The sequence below is a fragment of the Vogesella mureinivorans genome (assembly GCF_007644035.1).
GTDB lineage: Bacteria > Pseudomonadota > Gammaproteobacteria > Burkholderiales > Chromobacteriaceae > Vogesella > Vogesella mureinivorans.
In genome coordinates this window covers 51,247-71,968 of sequence record NZ_VMTV02000966.1, presented here as the reverse complement: position 1 = coordinate 71,968, position 20,722 = coordinate 51,247, and the positions used below count along the sequence as shown (strand labels likewise).

The window sequence follows — 20,722 nt, the reverse complement described above, 5'->3', positions numbered from 1 at the left end:
GGCGAATTAGCTCAGTCGGTTAGAGCGACGGAATCATAATCCGCAGGTCCGGGGTTCGAGTCCCTGATTCGCCACCACAGTTTGCGAAGCACTGCTTCGGCAGGGTTTCACGGCGAATTAGCTCAGTCGGTTAGAGCGACGGAATCATAATCCGCAGGTCCGGGGTTCGAGTCCCTGATTCGCCACCAACACAAAAAACCAGCCTACGGGCTGGTTTTTTGCTTTCCGGCATTTGCGCCTATCCCAACGCCAGCCCATGCAGCACCTCGGCGCTTAGCTGCACCGTGGCGTACTCGCCATGCAGGTTGGCCAGCGCCATGGCATGCACCGTCTGCGCGCTGTGCGCCACACCGTCGAAATCCGCCTGTGCGTAGGCGTAGCAGCCATCCGCCACCACGCGCACATCAAAACCGAGGTTGCCGCCGCTACGCGCGGTGGCCTCCACCGAGTTATTGGTACTGACCCCCACCAACACCAGCCGGCCAATGCCGCGCTGATGCAGCCAGCGCTCGAGCTGGCTGTGGGTAAACGCGTCCGGTACGTGTTTGTCTACCACGTGTTCGTGCGGCAGCGGCGCCAACGCGGGCTGCCATTCCACGCCATCCTGCCCCGGCCAGAACGGTGAGCCCGGCGTGCGCGACAGGTGGCGCACATGCACCACCGGCTGCCCGGCCTGGCGCCAGGCCGCCAGCAGCTGCGCGATCACCGCCTCGGCGCCGGGGTTGTTGCGCGTGTGCGCCGGCATGCGCTGCATGCCCTTTTGCATGTCGATAATGATGAGCGCGATCGGCGCTGGGGGCGCGGCAGGCTGGGTCATGCGGCAGGCTCCACAGGTAAAACACCATTGTAGCCGCGCCTGCGGCCAACCTTGGGGGCAAAACAAAGCCCGGCGCTGCGGGGTAACAGGGCAGGGCTGATGAGGCAGCTTGGCAGGCTTACATCTTTACGCCCAGCTCGCGCAGGCGCTCGGCCAGGTAGGCGCCGGCGGTGTAGCGCCCGGACAGCACCACTTCGTCGCGCGGGTGCAGGAACAGCGGCAGCGATACGCGGCTCTTGCTGGCGCCCTCGCCGGTGGGGTTCACCACGCGGTGCTGGGTGGACGGGTAGTAGCCGCCGGACGCTTCGCTCAGCATGTCGCCGATATTGATGATCAGCATGCCGAAATCACAGGGTACGTCGATCCAGTTGCCGTTCATGTCCTGTACTTGCAGGCCCGGCTCGTTGGCTGCCGGCAGGATAGTCAGCAGGTTGATGTCGCCATGGGCAGCGGCGCGCAGCGAACCGGCCGGCTCGTTGCCGGTCAGCGGCGGGTAGCGCAGCACGCGCAGCAGGGTTTTCTGGCTGCCCTGGATCATCTGCGACAGTGGCTCGCTGTAGTTGGCCGCAATGTCGGCCGGGGTGTACTGCTCCACCCACGCCAGCAGCTCTTGCGCGAGCGTGTTGGCGGTGTCGTAGTAGCGCATGGCGTCGTCTTTCAGCTGCGCCGGGATGCGCCCCCACGGGTAGAGATGGAAGTATTCCTTGATGTCTTTCTGGGTGTGGCCTTTGGCGGTTTCGGAGATCTCCGGCGAAAAATAGCCATCCTGCTTTTCTACCGAGAAAGCAAAGTCGTGCTTTTCGTCGGTGCCAAAAAACGCCAGCCAGTCGCGGTAGATGCTTTCTACCAGGTCTTGCGGAATGGGGTGGTTTACCAGCACGCCAAAGCCGGTTTCGTGCAGGCTGCGGGTGAACTGTTCGGCCGCGTCGGGCGCGCGGTAGTCGACTACGCGTACGTTCATGTCGGGTTTCCTCGTGTGGCGGCACGGCGGCCGCGAGCGGGCGCACCAATGCAAAGGCGGCGCATTCTACGCCGCCTTCAATACCTGCGAAAGTACCCCATTTGATTTACCGATGGCATATAAAGGGCAAGCCAGCGGGCACATTTTCACGTTTCAGCACAGCGGCATCCACCAGCTTTTTCACCCGCCAGAACAAAAAACTATCGCTCAGCCAGGCTTGTTCTTCGCGCCCCATCACCTCCCCCACCAGCCTTGCCACAGGCCACTTGCCAGCCATTTTTATGGCATTGACAAGCGCATTGTCGTAATGATCGATCGGGTGTTGCTGCAGGCAGCCCTGCGCGTCGACATAGCGTATTCCGTCGCCATGTTCCTGCCAGTAACGCCACTGCGCCGCCAGCTTTTCACGCTCGGCGGCCGTCAGCAAACGGGCACTGGCGAACAGCCCCGGCAGCGCATGCGGCGGCTGGATGCCCATGCAGCTGCGCCCGCCCTGGGCTGGCACGCCCACGTGGTATAGCGGGGTGTCGGCGTGGGCATGCTCGGCCAGCATGCACAGCATCAGCCATTCGCCGGCGTGGCCACCGGCCCACGCGTACAGCGGGGCGCGCCGCTCCAGCGCTTTGAGCTGCGCTTTGCGGCTGGCCCAGTAGGCTTGCACAAAGTCTTCGTCGCGCTGCGGCCACCAGTCTTGCGCCCACAGCACCGCGTTCCAGTAACCCATGCGTGCCTGCGGGTCGATCAGGTCGCAATCGGCCAGCGGGCCCTGGCTGAAGTCGTCCTGAAAGCACAGTACCTTGCCCGGCAGCGCGCCATCGGCACACAGCTGCTGCAGCGTGGCCGCCGGCGACGGCATGGCAAAGTGGACGGGGCTGGCGCTCATACGCGCTGGTCCATGTCTAGCCCTGGCGTGCCCGGACAAAGCTGGGCCACCACGCGGGCCGGTACGCCCACCACCGTGCAGTGCGCCGGTACGTCGTCCAGCACCACGCTGCCGGCGCCTACCTTGGAGCAGTCGCCAATACGGATATTGCCCAGGATGGACGTATTGGCGCCGATCAGCACGCCATCGCCCACTTTCGGGTGGCGGTCGCCGTGGTCTTTGCCGGTGCCGCCCAGCGTCACGCCCTGCAGGATGGACACGTTATTGCCGATGACGGCGGTTTCACCCACCACAATGCCGGTGCCGTGGTCCAGCATGACGCCGTGGCCAATCTTGGCCGCTGGGTGGATATCGGCACCCATTACCTCAGAGATACGGTTTTGCAAGAAATACGCCAGCGTCTTTCTGCCCTCTTGCCACAGCCAGTGGGTAATACGCTGGCTTTGCAGCGCGTGAAAGCCCTTGAAGTACAGCAGCGGGGTGGAATAGCTATCGCACGCCGGGTCGCGCTCAAAGCAGGCGGTAATGTCGGCGCGTACCGCCTGGATAATGGCCGGGTTGGCCGCAAAGGCCTCGCGGAACAGCTCCATCAATGCGCGGGCGTCCATTACCGGGCTGGCCAGCTTGCTGGACAGGTGAAACGCCAGCACGTCTTCCAGCGTGCCGTGGCGCAGCACGGTCATGTGCAGGAAGCTGGCCAGCAGCGGTTCGTCGCGCACCGCCAGCTCGGCCTCTTGCAAAATGGCCAGCCACAGGGCGTCATGGGTGCTTGCAGTCATGCTCTTACCTTTACTTGTTCTGCTTGCCTCGTTTACGGGCATGAAAAAGGGCGCTGCCTGCCGGCGCGCCCTGGGGTGTGTACGGTGCGCGGCCAACTTGCAGCAGGTGGCACCGTGCCGGCCTTGCCAGGCCTACATCAGCACCACGTCAAATTGTTCCTGGCTGTAGGTGCTTTCTACTGCCAGCGAGATGGGCTTGCCGATAAAGTCGATCAGCATGGCCAGGCTTTGCGATTCTTCGTCCAGCAGCATGTCGATCACGCTTTGTGCTGCCAGAATGCGGAAACCTTTTGCATCAAAGCGGCGGGCTTCGCGTACGATTTCGCGCTGGATCTCGTAACACACGGTTTGCGCCGTCTTGATCTCGCCACGCCCCTGACACACCGGACACGGCTCGCACAGCACGTGCGCCAGGCTCTCGCGGGTGCGCTTGCGCGTCACCTCCACCAGGCCCAGGCTGGTAAAGCCGTTCAGCGTCACACGGGTGCGGTCGCGCGCCAGCGCCTTGGCCAGCTCTGACAGCACGGCTTCGCGGTGCTCGGCGTTATCCATATCGATGAAATCGACAATGATGATACCGCCCAGATTGCGCAGGCGCAGCTGCCGTGCCAGCGCCAGCGTGGCTTCCAGGTTGGTCTTGAAGATGGTTTCGTCAAAGTTGCGGTTACCGACAAAGCCGCCGGTGTTCACATCAATGGTGGTCATCGCCTCGGTCTGGTCGATGATCAGGTAGCCGCCAAACTTCAGGTTCACCCGGCGCGACAGCGCCTTGTCGATCTCGGTTTCGATGCCGTGCAGCTCGAACAGCGGGCGCTCGCCGCTATAGCGTTCGATCTTGGCCACCGCAGACTGCACATAGGCCTCGGCAAACTCCACCATCTTGCCGTAGTTCTCGGTGGAATCCACGATCACCTTTTCGGTGTGGTCGCTCACCATGTCGCGCAGTACACGCACCGCCAGCGGCAGGTCTTCGTACAGCAGGCTTTGTGCGGGCAAATGCTGCGATTTGTAGCGAATATCCGCCCACAGCTTGGACAGGTAGCCAATATCGGCACCCAGCTCGGCATCGGTCGCGGTTTCGGCGCTGGTACGGATGATGTAGCCGCGCGGCGCACCGTCCGGCAGCTGTTTTTCCAGGCGGGCTTTCAGGCTGTGGCGGTCGGATTCCTGCTCGATCTTCTGCGAAATACCGATATGTTCTTCCTGCGGCAGGTGCACCAGAAAGCGCCCCGCCAGGCTGATCTGCGTGGACAAACGCGCCCCCTTGGTGCCGATCGGGTCCTTGATCACCTGCACCAGCACAGTCTGGCCTTCGAACAGCATTTTTTCAATGCGCTGCGGCTCGGACGGGTGCTGGCGCTGCTCCAGCACGTCGGCAATGTGCAGGAAGGCGGCGCGCTCCAGGCCGATTTCGATAAAGGCACTCTGCATGCCGGGCAGCACGCGCTTGACCTGGCCCAGGTAGATATTGCCGACAATGCCGCGGCTGGCAGCACGCTCGATATGCAGCTCCTGCACCACGGCGTCTTCCAGCACCGCCACACGGGTTTCCTGCGGCGTAATATTGACCAGAATCTGCTCTTTCGGGCGCGGCAGGTCACGGGGTAGCGGTATGGGTTGATGCAGCATGGCAGGGCTCCGGGATTTGCTCATCAGGGAAACTGGAAACCGAAGTTGCCCAGAATCTGTGCGGTTTCATGAATCGGCAAGCCCATCACGCCACTGTAGCTGCCATCAATACGGGTAATGAAGACGGCGGCGCGGCCCTGGATACCATAGGCACCGGCCTTGTCGAACGGCTCGCCGCTATCGATATAGCGCTGGATTTCGTCTGCGCTCAGCGGCTTGAAGCTTACGTCGGTCACGCTGGTGCGCACCACGACATGCTCGCCCTGGCGTACGGCTACGCTGGTCACCGCCTGGTGGCTACGGCCGGAAAACGCCTGCAGCATGCGGCGGGCGTCGGCGGCGTCGGCCGGCTTGCCGAAAATCTCGCCATCCTGCACCACCGTGGTATCGGCGGCCAACAGCGGGCGCTCGGGCAGGCCGCTCTGCTGTACCACTAGCCAGCCGGCGGCGGCTTTTTCGCGCGCCAGGCGCTCGGTGTAGGTAATGGCGTCTTCGCCAGGCAGGACAGCTTCGTCGATATCGGCGTGGATACGCTCCAGGCTGACACCCATGCTTTCCAGGATTTCACGGCGGCGCGGGCTGCCGGAAGCCAGATAAATGCGGGAATCTTGTGCGCTCATGATGGGACGGGTTGGTAAGCTAGCGGGCTAGATTACCAGAGCCAGCGCCTGCGGCATATGCCGCAGGCTTGCGCCAGCGCAAGCCTCTGCCATGCCCGGCCTGCGGCCAACCCTGCCGGATGCGCTTACTGCGCTGTCCAGCCACCGTCTACCGGCAGCGCCACGCCGGTCAGGTTGTGCGCCCAGCTACCGCACAGCATGGCCACCGCCTCGGCAATATCCGCCGGCTGGCTCATGCGCCCGGACGGCTGTTTTTCCAGCACCAGCTCACGCGCGCCTTCGTCGCGGCCTACGCCCAGCTTGGCGGCGCGCGCCAGGATCTGCGGCTCGATGAGTGCGGTTTCTACCCAGCCGGGGCACACGGCATTCACCGTGACGCCCAGGCCGGCGGTTTCCAGCGCCGCCGCCTTGGTCATGCCCACAATGCCGAACTTGCTGGCCACGTAGGGCAGCTTGCCACTGGACGCCACCAGGCCGTGCACCGAGGCAATATTGATGATGCGGCCCCAGCCTGCGGCCAACATGCCGGGCAAGCACAGCTGCATCAAATGAAACGCCGCCGACAGATTCACCGCAATAATCTCGTCCCACTTCTGCGGCGGCATCTCCAGCAGGGGCGCGGCGTGCTGCATGCCGGCATTGTTGACCAGCACGTCTACCTGGCCGTAGTGCGCCAGTACGGTTTCAGCCAGCTGTCGTGTGGCGTCGCCGCTGCGCAAATCGGCGCTGAAAAATGCCGCCTCGCTGGCGCCGGCGGCACGTACGGCGGCCAGGGCTGCCGCCTGCCCGGCGTCATCGGCCAGACCATGCAGGGCAATACGCCAGCCGTTGGCCGCCAGGCGGCAGGCAATGGCCAGGCCAATGCCACGGTCGGCACCGGTAATCAGTGCGGTTTTCTGCTGTTGCATGCTGCCTCTCCTTTATTAGCCCGATTGCATGAATACAACTATTTCAATTAAATGCAGTAAATATTTGCCACTATATCGATAGCAACATCTTTAGCATTGGTGATTGGTGAAATAATGCCGACATCAAATTACATGCCGCATCAACGCTGACACACACTCTGCCCGAGGTTTATCAAGCATGCACTGGTTACACCGCGTGAGTATCCGCACCAAGCTCGTCTGTCTGTTTGCCCTGCTGAATATCCTGACCGTGCTGTCTTTTTCGGTCCATAGCTATCTGCGCAGTAGCGAACAAGCCATCGCCGTGATCGACACCCGCCTGAATGCCACCGCCCGCGCTATTCCCACCCTGCTGGGCGAGCCGTTCATGGCCAGCATGTTTACCCCCGGCAGTATCAGCCCGCAGCAGATGCTGAACAACGCCACCCGCATGGACAACTACGCCAGGCAGTTTGGCGTGAAATATCTCTATATGTTGTGGCAGAAAGACGGCAAGGTGGTCTACCTGGCCGATGGCGCCGGCGAAGCAGAACGCAGCAGCAACACCTACGGCCACCACCTGGAAGCCTACGAAGCCAGTGCCGGCCTGCTGCAAGCGTTTGCCAGCAATAGCGTGCAGTACGACGAGTACACCGACAAATACGGTACCTTCCGCTCCATCTTCCTGCCGGTCAGCATTAACGGCCAGCAAGTCATGCTGGCCGCAGACGTGCCGCTGGAGCAGGCCATGGCCAGCCGCCACGCGGTGCTGCAAGAAGTGCTGCTGATCGGCCTGCTGTCGCTGCTGTCCGGGCTGGCGGTATCGTGGCTGCTGGCCAGCATGTTGGCCGCATCCATCAGCAAGATCGCCCGCCACATTGCCCGGCAAGCCAGCGAGCGTAACCTGGGCAGCAAACTGAACGTGCAAGGCAATGACGAGGTGGCGCAGATGGCGCGCAGCTTCAACCAGCTGTGCGAGGCCGTCAGCCACACCCTGCACGAGGTCGCCGACAACGCCAGCCAGACCTTCCACAGCGCGGAAAACGTGCGCCAAAGTACCCTGCACATGCGCGAAGCGGCCAGCCGCAGCCAGCAGTCGCTACACACGCTGCACGGCTGCAGCGGCGATATCAGCAGCCTGAGCGAGCAAAGCCGCCAGATGCTGGGCCAGGCGCAGCAACAGCTGGCCAGCGTAGACCAGGAGCTGGCGCTATCGCGCGGGGCGGTTGGCGAGCTAAGCCACGGCATGCACCAGCACGTGGCCGACAACCGCCAGCTGGCGCAGCGCTTTGACGCGCTGTCGGCCGATGTGCAAAACATTACCGGCATCCTGCAGCGCATTGCCGGCATCTCGGAACAAACCAACCTGCTGGCGCTGAATGCCGCCATCGAGGCCGCCCGCGCTGGCGAAGCAGGCCGCGGCTTTGCCGTGGTAGCCGACGAGGTGCGCAAGCTGGCCGGCCAAACCCAGGCCACGCTGGCCGAAACCGACAATTTTGTCGGCAAACTGCTGCAAACCATTCGCGATACCGCCAGCGTGATTACCAGCCAGGCCGACGAGGCAGACAAGCTATCCGGCTGCTCCAGCACCGTGCAACACACGCTGGAACAGACCCGCAGCCTGCTGAGCTCCTTGCAGCAGGCCTTCGATCTGAACGTGAACCACAGCCAGGAAATACAGCAGCACATCCACACCATGGGCCAGCACATGCAGACGCTGGACGGCGAAATTGCCAGCAACCGGGAAGAAGCCGACAGCCTGTCTACCGAAGCGGCCAGCATGGAAGAATGCTCGCGCCTGCTGAACAGCTCGCTGCAAGGCTTCCGCTTCTAGCGCAAGGCGGCCGCCGCCAGCCGCATACAAAAAACCGTGCCGGCAGGGCAAGCCCGACCGGCACGGTTTGACACAGTACACCCCGCCGGGCCTACACCCGGATCTTGCCGGTATCCGCCTGGATGCGGCCAACCGTCTCCAGCATGTCGTGCGTCAGGCTGGCCACCTGCAATACGCGTTCATCGTTGTGGGTAGCGATAGTGGCGACATCGCTGATCTGCTGGCCAATGCTTTGCACCGAGCTGACCTGCGCGCCAAGGTTGCCGGCGATGCTGGCCACCACCTCGGCCGCGCCCTGCACCGACTGGGCGATACTATCGATAGAGGCCTCTACCTCCCGGGTAAGGTTCACACCATTCTGCACCCGCTCCACCATGCTGCCCATGCTGCTGACCGCAACCTGCTTGCTGTCCTGCATGCCTTCTATTTCCAGCTGGATTTCACGGGTAGACAGCGCCGTACGCTCTGCCAGCTTGCGTACCTCGTCGGCTACCACGGCAAAGCCACGGCCGTTTTCACCTGCGCGGGCAGCCTCGATGGCCGCGTTCAGGGCCAGCAGGTTGGTCTGCTCGGCAATATCGCGAATCACATTCACGATGCCGGACACCTTGTCGCTGGCGCTGCCCAGGGTTTCGATACGGCCGGCGGTATCCTGAATGGTGGCCGACATGCGCTGCATCTCTTGCATGGTGCTGCGGATAATGGCCCGCCCCTGGCCAGCCACCTGGTCGGCGTCCCGCGTCAGCTGGCTAGCCAGGATGGCGCTGTCTTTGCTGCTGCCTATGGTCTGGGCTAGCTGGGCCGTCTGCTCTGCCATCTGCTGCGAGCTACTGCGCTGCAAGGCGGCGTCCTGCTTTACCGTATGTGACAGCTGGTCCAGCTGCTGGCAGCGTTGCTGGATACTGTCGGCCTCGCGCACCACATTGCCTACCAGCACCGCCAGCGACTGCTGCATATTGAACACCGTGGCCAGCAGCTCGCTGTCCATCTTGACCGGCATGGCAGTTGGCCGCAAATCGCCCTTGGCCATGGTTTCGGCCAACATGGCCACCGTGGCGGCCTCTACGCTCTCGCGGTACATGCGGCGGGCAAAAATCACCAGCACGATGGTTTCAGCCACCACAAAAGCGGCGTGCAGCACCACGACCCAGAAGCTGCCCACCGACGGGTAGGCAAATACCGGCACCTGATTGAGCTGCAGAAAATAAAAACTGATGTGATGTACGGCAATAATCGCGGCGGCCAACACGATAGGCAGCCAGTCGCGGTAGTACAGCAAAAAAGCCAGAAAACAGAAAATGGCAAAGTGAAACTCCAGCATGCCACGGCTCTGGTGAATCATCAGCGCAGAAAACACCATGAAAGAAGCCGCCACCGCCAGCCGCGTGCTGAGCGCGCCTGCCGGTGCCAGCCGCACCAGCAAGGCCGGCACCAGGGCAGCCGGCAGCCCCAGTAGCAGCACCTCCAGCCAGGTGTCGTGCCAGCTGGCCAGCAGCAGGGTGAGCAGCAATAGCAACCACAGCGTCAATACCAAGGTACGGTCAGCCATGGCACGCAGCTGGGCGATACGCCCTTCTGTACTCATTACTTCTGTCACGTCATACCTCCGGTCTGTCAGGTCTACAACACGGTTAACCACTGCACAAGCGCATGCCAAAACGTGTTACGGCCTGCCAGTTCAGCATCAGCAAGCCCGCCAGAACATAAAATAGCCACAGCGCACACACGTACTTGGCCGCACTCGCTCGCTTATTCAATAAAAATTTCATCGACTTAGCCCCTGCATCTATCAAGGAGTATAGGCAGTGTTGACTGGCCATGGCGCTGACAAATTCATCTCACGCCACAATAATGCGGTCATTCATTTATCCAGACTGCCCAAGGCAGCCCCCACCACACCATGCGCGCCATCATGCAATGCCTAGCCCTCATGTCATGGCTGCTCGCCATCACCGCCCATGCAGCCGAGGTGCGCCTGGCGGTAGGCTTGGCCAAACTACCCTATGTGGAAGCCGGCGGGCGTAGCGGGCTGGAGGCCTCTTTGGCCATTGCCACCCTGGCGCAGGCCGGCTACCAGACCAAAGTGATACAGGTACCCCAGGCACGGGGGCTGGCCATGCTGAAAGATGGGCAGGTGGACGCCATGATCACCCTCACGCCCTCTGCCTCGGACGCGCTGTTTTACTCGCAGCCCCTGCTGTATTACCGCAACCGCGCCATCACCCTGCACGGCAGCGGCATCGTGCTGACGCAGCCCAGCGACTTGTCGCGCTACAGCGTGGCCAGCTTTCAGAATGCGCGGTTATTGTTTGGCCCGGACTTTGCCCATGCCGTAGCACGCTCGCCCAATTACAGCGAACACGCCGACCAGGACACGCTGAACCGCCTGCTGCTGAACCACCGGGTGGATGTGGTCGTGAGCGACGAGTTCATCTTTCGCGCCAACCCCACCCAAACCGACCTGAACGGCCAGCGCCACGCCACCGTCAGCTACGCCCTGCTGGGCAGCTCGCCGCGCCATGTCGGCTTTGCCAATGTGTATCTGCGCCAGCAGTTTGACCAGGCGCTGGTACAGCTCAAAGCCAGCGGCGAATACGAGCGCCTTACCCAGCAATACCGCCAGCGCTACCAGCTGCCCAATTGAAAAACGCCATGCCCTGTACGGGGCATGGCGCCTGATGGCGACACCTGCTGCGGCCAACCTTATTTACGGCGCTTGCCGGCCAGATCGTTCAGCACGCACGAGGCGGCAAACAGGCCAAAGCTGGCGGTTACCACCACGCTGGCGCCAAAACCGGCACACGACAGCCCCTGCGGGCCGCGCGCCTCGCCGCTATCGCAGGCCTGCACCTGCGGGTACACCAGCGGCTCGGTGGAATACACACAGCGCACGCCCAGCTTGCGCCCCGGCTCGCGGCTAAAGCCATAGTGGCGGCGCAGGGTGTAACGCAGCTTGGACAACAACGGGTCTTCCGTGACCGCCCCCAGGTCGGCAATGGCAATGCGCGTCGGGTCCATCTGCCCGCCGGCGCCGCCGGATACCACAAACGGCTGTCGGCGGCGCACGCACCAGGCCGCCATGGCCGCTTTCACTTTCAGGCTGTCGATGCAGTCCACGATATAGTCAAAGCCCTGGCCCAGCATGGCATCCAGATTGTCTTCGGTAACAAAGTCTTCCACCTCGGTCACCACGCAAGCCGGGTTGATGGCGCGCGCACGCTCGGCCAGCGCGGTGACCTTGGCCATGCCGTACAGCGGGTCCAGCGCCGGCAGCTGGCGGTTGGTATTGGATTCGGCAATATTATCCAGGTCGATCAGCGTCAAATGGCCGATACCGCTGCGCGCCAGCGACTCCACCACCCAGGAACCCACCCCGCCCACGCCCACCACACACACCTTGGCCGCAGCAAAGCGCTGCAAAGCCGCCTCGCCATACAAACGGGCGACGCCGCCAAAACGGCGATCCAGATCGGCTTCCATGCCAGACTCCCCAAACAAAACGGCCAAGCATAACCAAGCAGCCGGTACGACACCAGCCCATTGCGTGTGTACGTATATCGAAAGAACTAGGGCATAGCCCCACGCCCTTTGCTAGACTGCCACCATAGCCACATGCAAGGAGCGGGCTTTGAGCAATAAGCCAACACACAAGACATCGTCGGGCGAGCTGGCCGGCTTTGTACGGCTGAATGAAGGCATCAAAGGCGTAGTGCTGATTGCCTTCCAGATCAACATCATGGCGCTAAACGCCATTTTGCTGGCGCACCGTGCCGGCGAGGTAGCGCTGGGCTTTGGCGTGATCTCGAAAGAGCTGCGCAGCCTGTCGGTAGAGCTCACCGCCCTGATGCAGGAGCTATCCAACGATGCCTACCTGGCAGTAAACCTGATCTCCGACCTGCTGCGCCAGGAGCGGCGCTACCGGCTGCTGAAAAAAGCCACCGACCTGGTAGCCAACCCCTCCCCCGCCCTGCGCGATGTCATGGTACGGCGCGAAGAAGAATTCAGCCTGATCACCCAGCGCGTGCGCGAGGTACGCCTGCGCCTGCTGGACCGCCTGGAAGACGCCCGCAAGCTGTGCCAGTTTGGCACAGCCATTTCGCGCTCCGCCAAGATCGAAGCCGCCTACGGCCGCGAATACGGCCGCGCCCTGGCCGAGGTCAGCCAGGAATTCGACCAGAAAATACAAAACATCCTGCCCTCCATCGAGGCACTGTGCACAGGAATGCAAAGACGATGAAGACCGCCCAGACCATCTATCAGGAAGGCAGCCACCGCTGGGTCGTGATTGCCCGCGACCCGTCCAAACCCGACTGCGTGATCGACACCAACGAATACCTGATCAGCCGCGAAGGCGACAACCTGCTGACCGACCCCGGTGGCAGCGAGATCTTCCCCGCCGTGTTTGCCGCGCTGTCCACCATTGTGGACCCGATGGCCATCCGCTACCTGTTTGCCTCGCACCAGGACCCGGACATCATCTCGTCGCTGGGCCTGTGGCTGGAATGCAACCCGGATATCCGCTGCTATGTGAGCCGGCTGTGGAGCACCTTCATCCCGCACTTTGGCGGCGACGAAAACTCGCTGGCCGCTATCCCGGACGAGGGCATGAGCATGTCGCTAGGCAGCGGCCAGATCGAATATGTACCGGCGCACTTCCTGCACTCGTCCGGCAACTTCCACCTGTACGACCCGGACGCGCGCATCCTGTTTAGCGGCGACGTGGGCGCCGCCATGACGCCGCCCGAAGAAGACGAGCTATTCGTACGCGACTTCGACAAACACATCCGCCACGCCGAGGGCTTCCACCGCCGCTGGATGGGCTCCACCGAAGCCAAGCTGGACTGGTGCGAACGCGCCAGCCGCATGAAGATCGACATGCTGTGCCCGCAGCACGGCAGCATCTACCAGGGCGACGACGTGATGCGCTTCATCAACTGGTTTGCCGAGCTGCCCGTTGGCCTGAGCACCTTCCGCCACCGCCGTTAGGCAATATGACTTGAAATAAGCCGGCCATCTTCCTAAGTTAAAGAACCTCCGCAGCCAGCGGAGGTTCTTGTCTTTTATGGGAGAGTATCCTGATGAAGTCGCCGCGCTTTGATATCGATCTGGACAAACACTACAAGGCCACCGTGGTGATCGCCTGCCCCGCCTGCGGGCACGAAAACCGCCACCACCTGGCCAGCCTGCAGCCCGACAGTACCCTGGCCTGCGTGTGCGGTAGTGACATCAGCCTGACCGCCTACGGCCTGCAAAGCGCCCATGACAAAGCCGCCGCCATCAAGGCGGCTTACCACATCAACGCCGCCTGAACACTGTTTTGGCAAAATCACGCTTCTATAAGCACAGCCCATGCTGGCACAATCAGGCAAATGCCTGAATCACGACAACGGCAACCTACGGGTTGCCGTTTCACTTTCCGCACAGGAGCCAGCATGCCCACCGTTATCGATTTGCGCAGCGACACCGTCACCCACCCCACCCCGGCCATGCGCCAGGCCATGTTCGACGCGGTAGTCGGCGACGATGTCTACGGCGACGACCCCACCGTGCGCGAGCTGGAAACGTTGGCCGCACACCTGCTGGGCAAAGACGCCGCGCTGTTCGTGCCCAGCGGCAACTTTGGCAACCAGCTGGCGCTGTTTACCCACTGCCAGCGCGGCGACGAAGTGATTCTGGGCGACGACTGCCACATCGTGTGGCACGAAACCGGCGGTGCCGCCGTGATTGCCGGCGTGCAGCTGCGCACCATCGCCAGCCATCACGGCGTACTGCCAGCTGCCGAGGTGAAAAAACGCATCCGCGTGGGCGAAGACATCCACTGGCCGCGCACCGGCCTGATCTGCCTGGAAAACGCGCACAGCAACGGCCGCGTCATCCCGCTGGCCGACATGGCCGCCGTGTGGGATGTGGCGCAACAGCACGGCGTGCCGGTACACCTGGACGGTGCCCGCGTGTTCAACGCCGCCACACACCTAGGCTGCGACGTGCGTGATATCACCCGCTACAGCGACAGCGTGATGTGCTGCCTGTCCAAAGGTCTGGCCGCACCGGTAGGCTCCATCCTGGCCGGCTCTGCCGCCTTCATCGCCCGCGCCCGCAAAAACCGCAAGCTGCTGGGCGGCGGCCTGCGCCAGGCGGGCGTACTGGCCGCGCCCGGCCTGCTGGCGCTCACCGACATGGTGGCGCGCCTGCCGGAAGACCACGCCAACGCGCGCTATCTGGCCGAACAGTTGGCCGCGCTGCCGGAGGTGGAAGTGAATCTGGACGATGTACACATCAATATGGTGTGGTTCCGCCTGCCGGCCACGCTGGACAGCAGCCGCCTGATGGCCGCGCTGGCGGCGGCCAACATCAAGGCCAACGGGCCGGAAGACGGCCTGATGCGGCTGGTAACGCACTGGCAGGTTGGCCGCAGCGAGCTGGACCGCGTAGTGGCGGTGTTCGCCCGCGAGCTGGCAGCATGACACTCACCATTGCACTGGGCTTGTTTGCCGCCGCCTTTGCCGCTGGCGGGCTGAACGCCGTAGCCGGTGGCGGCACGCTGATTACCTTCCCCGCGCTGGTAGCGGCTGGCGTACCGCCCATCGTGGCCAACGCCACCAGCTCGGTATCGCAATGGCCCGGCTACCTGGCCAGCAGCCTCACCTTCCGCCGCGAGCTCACCGGCCAGCGCGCCATGGTCGGCATGAGCGCCGCCAGCCTGCTGGGCGGCCTGGCCGGTGGCTGGCTGGTGACCGTGGTATCGCCCCGCTTGTTCGACGTACTGATCCCGTGGCTGATTCTGCTGGCCACCGCCATGTTTGCCTTTAGCACCACCCTCACCCGCTGGATGAGCCAGCACGCGGCCAACGTTGGCCGCAGTACCACTGCGCTACTCATAGGGCAGTTCGTGGTCAGCATCTACGGCGGTTTTTTCGGCGGCGGCATGGGCATCATGATGCTGGCGCTGTACAGCCTGTTTGCGCTGGACACCCTCACCCGCATGAACGCGCTGAAAACCTGGCTGTCGGTGCTGATATCCGGCGTAGCAGTGCTCACCTTCATCGCCGCCGGCCTGGTGCACTGGCCCGCCGCGCTGGTGATGCTGGCCGGCACCGTGCTGGGCGGCGTTGCGGGGGCGCGCCTGGCGCGCCGCCTGCCGGCACTATGGCTAAAGCGGGTGGTGGTCGCGCTGGGCAGCGTGCTCACCGCTGCGTTCTTCTGGAAGGTGTACGGCTAGGGGGCTGCTTACGGCGATAACACCGCCTTCACCCCGACCCAGTCCAGCCCGAAGCGTGCCAGATACTTGCGCAGGCGGTCGGCATCGTTGGCCGTACTGCGTGCCTGGCGCGATATAGCAAACAAGCCGCGGCCAGCCTCGGACAGGCTACCGGCATCACGGCACACCGCCAGCACTGCCTCCAGCTGCGCCTGGTCAAACAGGTCCAGCTGCGTGTCCGGCAATAGCTGCCGCCACAAAACCGGCGCAGCAGCCGCACCGCTTGCCACCGGCACTTGCCAGCCGTCACGCAGACGGGCGATTTCTTCCTCTACCTCAGCCGGCCCGATATTGCCGCCATCAGCCAGCGTGGCCATACGCGTCACCGATGCCGACAGCTCGCGAAAGTTGCCTTGCCAGCTCGCCTCGGCAGACGTGGCAAAAGCAAGGTAAGCCTCGCGCGCCTCGCGGCTGAAACGCACCCGCTCGCCGCTTTCGCTAGCATGGCGCAGCAGTTCGAATTCCAGGTTGGGCGCGATGTCTTCGCGCCGGACAGCCAGGCCAGGCAAGGTAAAACGCCACAAATTGATGCGCGCGTACAAGTCTTCGCGAAAGCGCCCGGCGGCCACCCATTGCTGCAAGTCGCGTACCGTACCGCACACCAGCTGGAAACTACTGCTGACCTCGCGGTCGCTACCGTAGGGGAAGAAGCGCTTTTCCTCGATCGCCTTCAGCAGCATGGCCTGTTCGTCCAGGCCCAGCTCGCCGATTTCATCCAGAAACAGCATGCCGCCGTCAGCACGTTTGAGCAGGCCCTCCCGTGCCTGCAGCGCACCGGTAAATGCTCCCTTCACGTGGCCGAACAGTGCCGACATCGCCCCGTCACCGCGCAGCGTGGCGCAGTTCACTTCCACCAGTGGCCCGGCCAGCTGGTGACGTGCTTTCTTCAACTGGTACAGGCGACGCGCCAGAAAGCTCTTGCCGGCACCGGTCGGCCCGCACAGCAAAACGGGCGCGCCGGAACGCGTCGCCACCCGCTCGATCTGGCCGATCATGCGGTTGAAGGCCTCGTTACGGGTGGCGATACCGCTCTTGAGCAAGGCCAGCGTGTCGTCGCGCTGACGGGCAAAGCGCTGGGCAATCTGGTCGTAACGCGACAGGTCGAGGTCGATCACCTTCACCGTACCGGCGTAGCTGTCGTCGGCGCGGCCGATGGTACTTTGCAACAGCCGCGCCGGGATATGGCGCGACTCGGCCAACAGGAACCAGCATATCTGTGCCACGTGCGTGCCTGTGGTGATGTGCAGCAGGTAGTCCTCTTGCTCGCTGTCGAACGGGTAGGTAGCGGCAAAGTCGTGCAGCGCGGCGTACACCTCCTCGAAATCCCACGGGTCACGCAGGTTGCAGGCCTCCAGCACCACCTCGGTATCGGGCGATACACGGCGGATGTCGTCGGCGGTCAGTTGCGCCAGTTTCAGGCTGTGGTTGTCGTGCAGCAGATGCAGCCGGTGTAACGGCCATTGCGGCTGGCGGCAAATACCGACGCTGGGCCGCCACTTTTTCCAGCGTGCTTCACCAAAACCGCCCTTGTCCAGCACCGTGCCCAGAAACCCGATGGCAATCTGCTTGCGCATAGCGACTATCCCAAAAGATAAACTTACTAGCCAAAAGTATCACATTTCCAATGGCATGTTCAGCACGGCGCGCGAGCAAACCCTGATGCAATAAATTATTACCCTTATAAAACAGTTATTTACAAATTCTCCTTGGCACAAGCACACCGCTGGCACGCTATTGGCAATAACCAATGCACTGCCCAACGCAGCACGGTGCCCACGGGAGGCGGTTTTTACCCGCCCCGGTGCCCGGTACCAGGCCAGCCTGTCGTGGCCGGGTATGCCGCCCGTGTTGCACGGCAGTATGGCGATGGCAGCGGTTGCCACGCCGGGTTCGACTCCCGGCATCGCCTCCTCGGTAGCTCATCTGGTAGAGCAACAGCCTCGTGCTGTCTGTAGCGGGTTCGATTCCCGTCCGAAACGCCCTCTCAAGGCGAGTGTGTCAATGCAGTACCCGAGCCGGTGCGGCCCAGCAGCCGCCACGCCGGTAGCCAGCCAGCGACCCGTTGTCGCAGCAACATCCGGGTGCAGCCCCCGCGCAGTCAGCGGCGCTGCCCACCCGTGATGCCCCTGCCGCACCTCGTCGCCCGCCCGCTACCGGCGTGCCCCCGGCTCACCCGAACAAGGAGCCCATGATGCTGAAGAAACTACTGGTGAAAAAAAACGAGCGTGGCCTGCTGCTGCGCGAAGGTGACTTTGAAGGCCTGCTGCCGCCTGGCCGCTACTACCGCTTCGACCCCTTCGGGCAACTGACGCTGGAAACCGTCAGCCTGCAGCAGGCGCGCTTCGAACACCCGCTGGCCGACTACCTGCGGCTGCACGCGCCCGAGGTGCTAGCCGCCCACTTTCACGAGGTGTCGCTGGGCGACGACGAGGCGGCGCTGCGCTACGAGCGCGACCAACTGGTAGAGATCCTGCCTCCCGGCCACAACGGCCTGTACTGGCAGGACCGTGCGCCAATGCACATCGAACGCGTCAACCTGCGTGATGCCGCCGCCCTGCCTGCCACCTTGCAGGCACGCCTGACGCAAACCCTGCTACGCGGCCGCCAGATCGCTGGTCTCAACGCCATCATGAATGCGCAGGTACCCGCCGGTTTTGTCGGCTTGCTGCGCAGCGAAGGCGACGCGTTGCAGCTACTGGCACCGGGCCGTTACTGCTACTGGCGCTTCAACCGCGACATCGCCGTAGAGCTGGTAGATACCCGGCTACAGGCGCTGGAAGTCAGCGGCCAGGAGATCCTGACCCGCGACAAAGTGAGCCTGCGGCTGAACCTGAATGCCAACTGGCAGTTCCACGACGTACTGCAAGCCTTCAGCCAACTACCCAAACCGGCCGAGCACCTGTACCGCGAGCTGCAGCTGCTGCTGCGCGCCGCCGTGGGTACCCGCACGCTGGACGAACTACTGGAAAACAAGCAGCTGCTGGACCAGGAGCTGCTACACAAGGCGCGCACCCGGCTGGCCGTGTTTGGCATCGACCTGCAGGGGCTGGGTGTGAAAGACATCATCCTGCCGGGCGACATGAAGGCGCTGCTGGCCAAGGTGGTGGAAGCCGAAAAGGCGGCGCAGGCCAATGTGATCCGCCGTCGCGAAGAAACTGGTGCCACCCGCTCGCTGCTGAATACGGCCAAGGTAATGGAAGACAACCCCATCGCGCTGCGGCTGAAAGAACTGGAAACGCTGGAACGCCTGGCAGAACGCATCGACAAGATCTCGGTGGTGGGCGGCCTGGATCAGCTGCTGAACGGCCTGGTCACCCTGCGGCCAACTTCACCATAAGACGGAAACGATATGGATACCCGACAAGACCACGCACTGCTGCAACAAGAAGGCGGCCGCCCCATCAAGATGCGGACCCGTGGCGTGCCGGTAGAGGACAGCGCGCACGCAGCATGCCGCAAGGACATCGACGCGGTGATGCTGGCGCAGCAACACCTGGTGAACCTGGTACATACGCTGCGCCAGGTGGTGTGCGTCAAAAGCTGAGCGCCGTTGCACCACCAGATCGACATACAAGGAAACATCATGTACGACTTTCCCTATCGGCATCCGCTGCCGGACAGTGTGCGCCAACGGGTAGACGCCGAACTGTCGGCGCTGGAAACACGCCACGACATCACCATCCTGTTTGCCTGCGAGTCGGGCAGCCGCGCCTGGGGCTTTGCCTCCCCGGATAGCGACTACGACGTGCGCTTCATCTACGTCCACCAACCAGACTGGTACCTGCGGGTACAGCCACAGCGCGACGTGATCGAGCTGCCGATCGATGCCGAACTGGACATCAGTGGCTGGGAGCTACGCAAGGCGCTGCGGCTGCTGGCCGGTGGCAACCCTACGCTGTTCGAATGGCTGCAGTCGCCTCTGTGCTATCGCGCCGACACCTTGTTCCGCACCGAACTGCAGGCGCTGGCCCAGCACTACCATTCGCCACTGAAAAGCCGCCATCACTACCTGGCCATGGCGCGCAACAACTTCCGGGGCTATCTGCAAGGTGAAACCGTGCGCTGGAAAAAGTACCTGTATGTGTTGCGGCCGCTGATGGCAGCTGCCTGGCTGGATAGCGGGCTAGGCATGGTGCCGATGCGTTTTGCCGACCTGGCCGCCCGCATGGTACCGGACCAGCAGGTAGCCGATGCCCTGCGCACACTGTTACAGCGCAAGATGCTGGCAAACGAGGCGGCACATGGTGCGGCGATCCCGGTGCTGGATCACTACATCCGCCAGCAACTGGAGCTCAGCACGCAGGCGCCGGCGCTGCCGCGCCCAACGCAGGACTGCCACGCACTGGATGCCCTGCTGTACCGCTTTGCCTGCCTGCCGGCGGCGCAGACCACCGCTAGCCGAAACCAGCCGTGTGCTCATCACGCCACGTGACCTTGCCTACGGCAACACCAGCGGCAGCGGTGTGCTGTCGGTAAGCTTGCCGGCCAGCGGCGAGGCGGGGTTGTTTTCGTCCTGCAGCAGCGCCTTTTGTGCGGCAGACGGGCGGCCTAGCCAGGCATCGCTACCGTCTTCACGGGTGTAGCGTGCCACCAGCTGCTGGCGGCGCGGCTGGTAGAGTACCCACAGCTGGTGCGGGCAGTTGTGCGGCTGGCACACGCTGCCACGCAGGTAGAGCTCGCGCCCTTGCTGGATGGGCAGTAGCGGCGACATCACCCCCGCGGCGACCCAACTGGGTGCCTTGTTGCCGCTGCCGCGAAACACGGCCTGCACGGCGGTGCGAAAGGCACGGTCGCCGCTGTAGACATCGCCAAAATAGGCACAGCTGGCCTGCGTCTTGCAGGTGGCAGCCTGGCGGGCGGTAACAGGCTGGGCCCATAGCGGGCTGGCGGCCAGCAGGGTGGCCAGTAACAGGGCGGTTTTTTGCACGGCATGCTCCGGTAGCAACGGGGGTGGCTGCATTATGCCAGCTGCGTGACCGTGCTGCGCGGCCCGCTTCCCTGCCCGTGCAAACTGCCGCACAATCCGCGCATTGCTGCCTTGCGGCCAACCTTTT

The 20,722-nt window shown here is 63.2% G+C and carries 21 protein-coding genes and 3 tRNA genes; 13 read left to right on the top strand and 11 right to left on the bottom strand.

The genetic code is table 11. The annotated features are described in order from the left end of the window. Together FLQ44_RS21710 and FLQ44_RS21705 are read left to right on the top strand one after the other, a co-directional pair. A tRNA-Met gene (locus tag FLQ44_RS21710) sits at nt 1-77 on the top strand. Nucleotides 78-111: 34 nt separating this feature from the next. Further along, a tRNA-Met gene (locus FLQ44_RS21705) sits at nt 112-188 on the top strand. A 50-nt stretch (nt 189-238) separates the two neighbouring features. Here the strand turns inward: FLQ44_RS21705 and FLQ44_RS21700 are convergent. From FLQ44_RS21700 to FLQ44_RS21670, 7 genes are all read right to left on the bottom strand, one after another. Beyond that, nucleotides 239-817, bottom strand: a complete 579-nt coding sequence (locus FLQ44_RS21700) for a cysteine hydrolase family protein (protein WP_147696030.1) — start codon at nt 815-817, stop codon at nt 239-241. A gap of 118 nt (nt 818-935) precedes the next feature. Continuing rightward, complete coding sequence (locus FLQ44_RS21695) at nt 936-1,778, bottom strand: isopenicillin N synthase family dioxygenase (protein ID WP_147696029.1); 843 nt, start codon at nt 1,776-1,778, stop codon at nt 936-938. 106 nt (nt 1,779-1,884) lie between these two features. Then, nucleotides 1,885-2,661, bottom strand: a complete 777-nt coding sequence (locus tag FLQ44_RS21690; protein WP_147696028.1) for a DUF3658 domain-containing protein — start codon at nt 2,659-2,661, stop codon at nt 1,885-1,887. Then, nucleotides 2,658-3,440: a serine O-acetyltransferase gene (gene cysE / locus FLQ44_RS21685; RefSeq protein ID WP_147696027.1), complete on the bottom strand. Its 783-nt coding sequence runs from the start codon at nt 3,438-3,440 to the stop codon at nt 2,658-2,660. Before cysE ends, FLQ44_RS21690 begins: the two co-directional genes overlap by 4 nt. Nucleotides 3,441-3,572: 132 nt before the next feature. Next, nucleotides 3,573-5,069, bottom strand: a complete 1,497-nt coding sequence (gene rng / locus FLQ44_RS21680) for a ribonuclease G (RefSeq protein ID WP_147696026.1) — start codon at nt 5,067-5,069, stop codon at nt 3,573-3,575. Nucleotides 5,070-5,092: 23 nt separating this feature from the next. Continuing rightward, nucleotides 5,093-5,689: a Maf family protein gene (locus FLQ44_RS21675; RefSeq protein WP_147696025.1), complete on the bottom strand. Its 597-nt coding sequence runs from the start codon at nt 5,687-5,689 to the stop codon at nt 5,093-5,095. A 125-nt stretch (nt 5,690-5,814) separates the two neighbouring features. Next, entirely contained in the window at nt 5,815-6,597 is a 783-nt protein-coding gene (locus tag FLQ44_RS21670; protein WP_147696024.1) for a 3-hydroxybutyrate dehydrogenase, read from the bottom strand. 178 nt (nt 6,598-6,775) lie between these two features. Between FLQ44_RS21670 and FLQ44_RS21665 the strand changes: the two genes are divergently transcribed. Continuing rightward, nucleotides 6,776-8,410, top strand: a complete 1,635-nt coding sequence (locus FLQ44_RS21665; RefSeq protein WP_147696023.1) for a methyl-accepting chemotaxis protein — start codon at nt 6,776-6,778, stop codon at nt 8,408-8,410. Between the two features lie 91 nt (nt 8,411-8,501). On the opposite strand, the gene FLQ44_RS21660 is transcribed toward FLQ44_RS21665, so the two are convergent. Further along, nucleotides 8,502-10,007 carry a methyl-accepting chemotaxis protein gene (locus tag FLQ44_RS21660; RefSeq protein WP_240801374.1) on the bottom strand — a complete coding sequence of 502 codons (1,506 nt, stop codon included), beginning with the start codon at nt 10,005-10,007 and terminating at the stop codon, nt 8,502-8,504. 333 nt (nt 10,008-10,340) lie between these two features. On the opposite strand from FLQ44_RS21660, the gene FLQ44_RS21655 reads away from it, so the two are divergent. Then, complete coding sequence (locus tag FLQ44_RS21655; RefSeq protein ID WP_240801373.1) at nt 10,341-11,054, top strand: substrate-binding periplasmic protein; 714 nt, start codon at nt 10,341-10,343, stop codon at nt 11,052-11,054. A 59-nt stretch (nt 11,055-11,113) separates the two neighbouring features. Here FLQ44_RS21655 and FLQ44_RS21650 read toward each other — a convergent pair whose 3' ends face one another. Then, entirely contained in the window at nt 11,114-11,890 is a 777-nt protein-coding gene (locus FLQ44_RS21650; RefSeq protein WP_147696020.1) for a tRNA threonylcarbamoyladenosine dehydratase, read from the bottom strand. Nucleotides 11,891-12,038: 148 nt separating this feature from the next. Here FLQ44_RS21650 and FLQ44_RS21645 point away from each other — a divergent pair, with 148 nt between their 5' ends. The 5 genes from FLQ44_RS21645 (at nt 12,039) to FLQ44_RS21625 (ending at nt 15,629) form a co-directional block, all read left to right on the top strand. Continuing rightward, complete coding sequence (locus tag FLQ44_RS21645; protein WP_147696019.1) at nt 12,039-12,647, top strand: methyl-accepting chemotaxis protein; 609 nt, start codon at nt 12,039-12,041, stop codon at nt 12,645-12,647. Beyond that, nucleotides 12,644-13,396 (top strand): oxygen-binding di-iron domain-containing protein, encoded by a 753-nt coding sequence (locus FLQ44_RS21640; protein ID WP_147696018.1) that lies wholly within the window; start codon nt 12,644-12,646, stop codon nt 13,394-13,396. The genes FLQ44_RS21645 and FLQ44_RS21640 overlap by 4 nt, the downstream gene beginning before the upstream one ends. 92 nt (nt 13,397-13,488) lie before the next feature. Next, nucleotides 13,489-13,719 carry a hypothetical protein gene (locus FLQ44_RS21635; RefSeq protein WP_017509453.1) on the top strand — a complete coding sequence of 77 codons (231 nt, stop codon included), beginning with the start codon at nt 13,489-13,491 and terminating at the stop codon, nt 13,717-13,719. 123 nt (nt 13,720-13,842) lie between these two features. Then, entirely contained in the window at nt 13,843-14,874 is a 1,032-nt protein-coding gene (gene ltaE / locus FLQ44_RS21630; protein WP_147696017.1) for a low-specificity L-threonine aldolase, read from the top strand. Further along, entirely contained in the window at nt 14,871-15,629 is a 759-nt protein-coding gene (locus FLQ44_RS21625) for a sulfite exporter TauE/SafE family protein (RefSeq protein ID WP_147696016.1), read from the top strand. The genes ltaE and FLQ44_RS21625 overlap by 4 nt, the downstream gene beginning before the upstream one ends. Nucleotides 15,630-15,637: 8 nt before the next feature. Here the strand turns inward: FLQ44_RS21625 and rtcR are convergent, their stop codons facing one another. Next, complete coding sequence (rtcR, locus tag FLQ44_RS21620) at nt 15,638-17,242, bottom strand: RNA repair transcriptional activator RtcR (RefSeq protein ID WP_147696015.1); 1,605 nt, start codon at nt 17,240-17,242, stop codon at nt 15,638-15,640. A 337-nt stretch (nt 17,243-17,579) separates the two neighbouring features. Here rtcR and FLQ44_RS21615 point away from each other — a divergent pair. The 4 genes from FLQ44_RS21615 (at nt 17,580) to FLQ44_RS21600 (ending at nt 20,100) form a co-directional block, all read left to right on the top strand. Continuing rightward, nucleotides 17,580-17,644: transfer RNA gene (locus FLQ44_RS21615), tRNA-Arg, on the top strand. A gap of 212 nt (nt 17,645-17,856) precedes the next feature. Continuing rightward, entirely contained in the window at nt 17,857-19,005 is a 1,149-nt protein-coding gene (locus tag FLQ44_RS21610) for a slipin family protein (protein WP_206209058.1), read from the top strand. Between the two features lie 12 nt (nt 19,006-19,017). After that, nucleotides 19,018-19,212, top strand: a complete 195-nt coding sequence (locus tag FLQ44_RS23910) for an RtcB family protein (protein WP_170253056.1) — start codon at nt 19,018-19,020, stop codon at nt 19,210-19,212. Between the two features lie 39 nt (nt 19,213-19,251). Further along, nucleotides 19,252-20,100 carry a nucleotidyltransferase domain-containing protein gene (locus tag FLQ44_RS21600; RefSeq protein WP_147696013.1) on the top strand — a complete coding sequence of 283 codons (849 nt, stop codon included), beginning with the start codon at nt 19,252-19,254 and terminating at the stop codon, nt 20,098-20,100. Between the two features lie 6 nt (nt 20,101-20,106). On the opposite strand, the gene FLQ44_RS21595 is transcribed toward FLQ44_RS21600, so the two are convergent. Beyond that, the gene (locus tag FLQ44_RS21595; RefSeq protein WP_170253061.1) at nt 20,107-20,595 is read right to left on the bottom strand and encodes an Ivy family c-type lysozyme inhibitor; all 489 of its coding nucleotides are present in this window, start codon (nt 20,593-20,595) and stop codon (nt 20,107-20,109) included. Between the last annotated feature and the right edge of the window lie 127 nt (nt 20,596-20,722).

Coding starts and splice junctions, on each gene's coding strand:
- cysE (WP_147696027.1), bottom strand. CDS start 3,440: ATGACTGCAAGCACCCATGACGCCCTGTGGCTGGCCATTTTGCAAGAG.
- FLQ44_RS21610 (WP_206209058.1), top strand. CDS start 17,857: ATGATGCTGAAGAAACTACTGGTGAAAAAAAACGAGCGTGGCCTGCTG.
- FLQ44_RS21675 (WP_147696025.1), bottom strand. CDS start 5,689: ATGAGCGCACAAGATTCCCGCATTTATCTGGCTTCCGGCAGCCCGCGC.
- rtcR (WP_147696015.1), bottom strand. CDS start 17,242: ATGCGCAAGCAGATTGCCATCGGGTTTCTGGGCACGGTGCTGGACAAG.
- FLQ44_RS21700 (WP_147696030.1), bottom strand. CDS start 817: ATGACCCAGCCTGCCGCGCCCCCAGCGCCGATCGCGCTCATCATTATC.
- FLQ44_RS21690 (WP_147696028.1), bottom strand. CDS start 2,661: ATGAGCGCCAGCCCCGTCCACTTTGCCATGCCGTCGCCGGCGGCCACG.
- FLQ44_RS21695 (WP_147696029.1), bottom strand. CDS start 1,778: ATGAACGTACGCGTAGTCGACTACCGCGCGCCCGACGCGGCCGAACAG.
- FLQ44_RS21600 (WP_147696013.1), top strand. CDS start 19,252: ATGTACGACTTTCCCTATCGGCATCCGCTGCCGGACAGTGTGCGCCAA.
- FLQ44_RS21650 (WP_147696020.1), bottom strand. CDS start 11,890: ATGGAAGCCGATCTGGATCGCCGTTTTGGCGGCGTCGCCCGTTTGTAT.
- FLQ44_RS21665 (WP_147696023.1), top strand. CDS start 6,776: ATGCACTGGTTACACCGCGTGAGTATCCGCACCAAGCTCGTCTGTCTG.
- rng (WP_147696026.1), bottom strand. CDS start 5,069: ATGCTGCATCAACCCATACCGCTACCCCGTGACCTGCCGCGCCCGAAA.
- FLQ44_RS21655 (WP_240801373.1), top strand. CDS start 10,341: ATGTCATGGCTGCTCGCCATCACCGCCCATGCAGCCGAGGTGCGCCTG.
- FLQ44_RS21625 (WP_147696016.1), top strand. CDS start 14,871: ATGACACTCACCATTGCACTGGGCTTGTTTGCCGCCGCCTTTGCCGCT.
- FLQ44_RS23910 (WP_170253056.1), top strand. CDS start 19,018: ATGGATACCCGACAAGACCACGCACTGCTGCAACAAGAAGGCGGCCGC.
- FLQ44_RS21640 (WP_147696018.1), top strand. CDS start 12,644: ATGAAGACCGCCCAGACCATCTATCAGGAAGGCAGCCACCGCTGGGTC.
- ltaE (WP_147696017.1), top strand. CDS start 13,843: ATGCCCACCGTTATCGATTTGCGCAGCGACACCGTCACCCACCCCACC.
- FLQ44_RS21635 (WP_017509453.1), top strand. CDS start 13,489: ATGAAGTCGCCGCGCTTTGATATCGATCTGGACAAACACTACAAGGCC.
- FLQ44_RS21670 (WP_147696024.1), bottom strand. CDS start 6,597: ATGCAACAGCAGAAAACCGCACTGATTACCGGTGCCGACCGTGGCATT.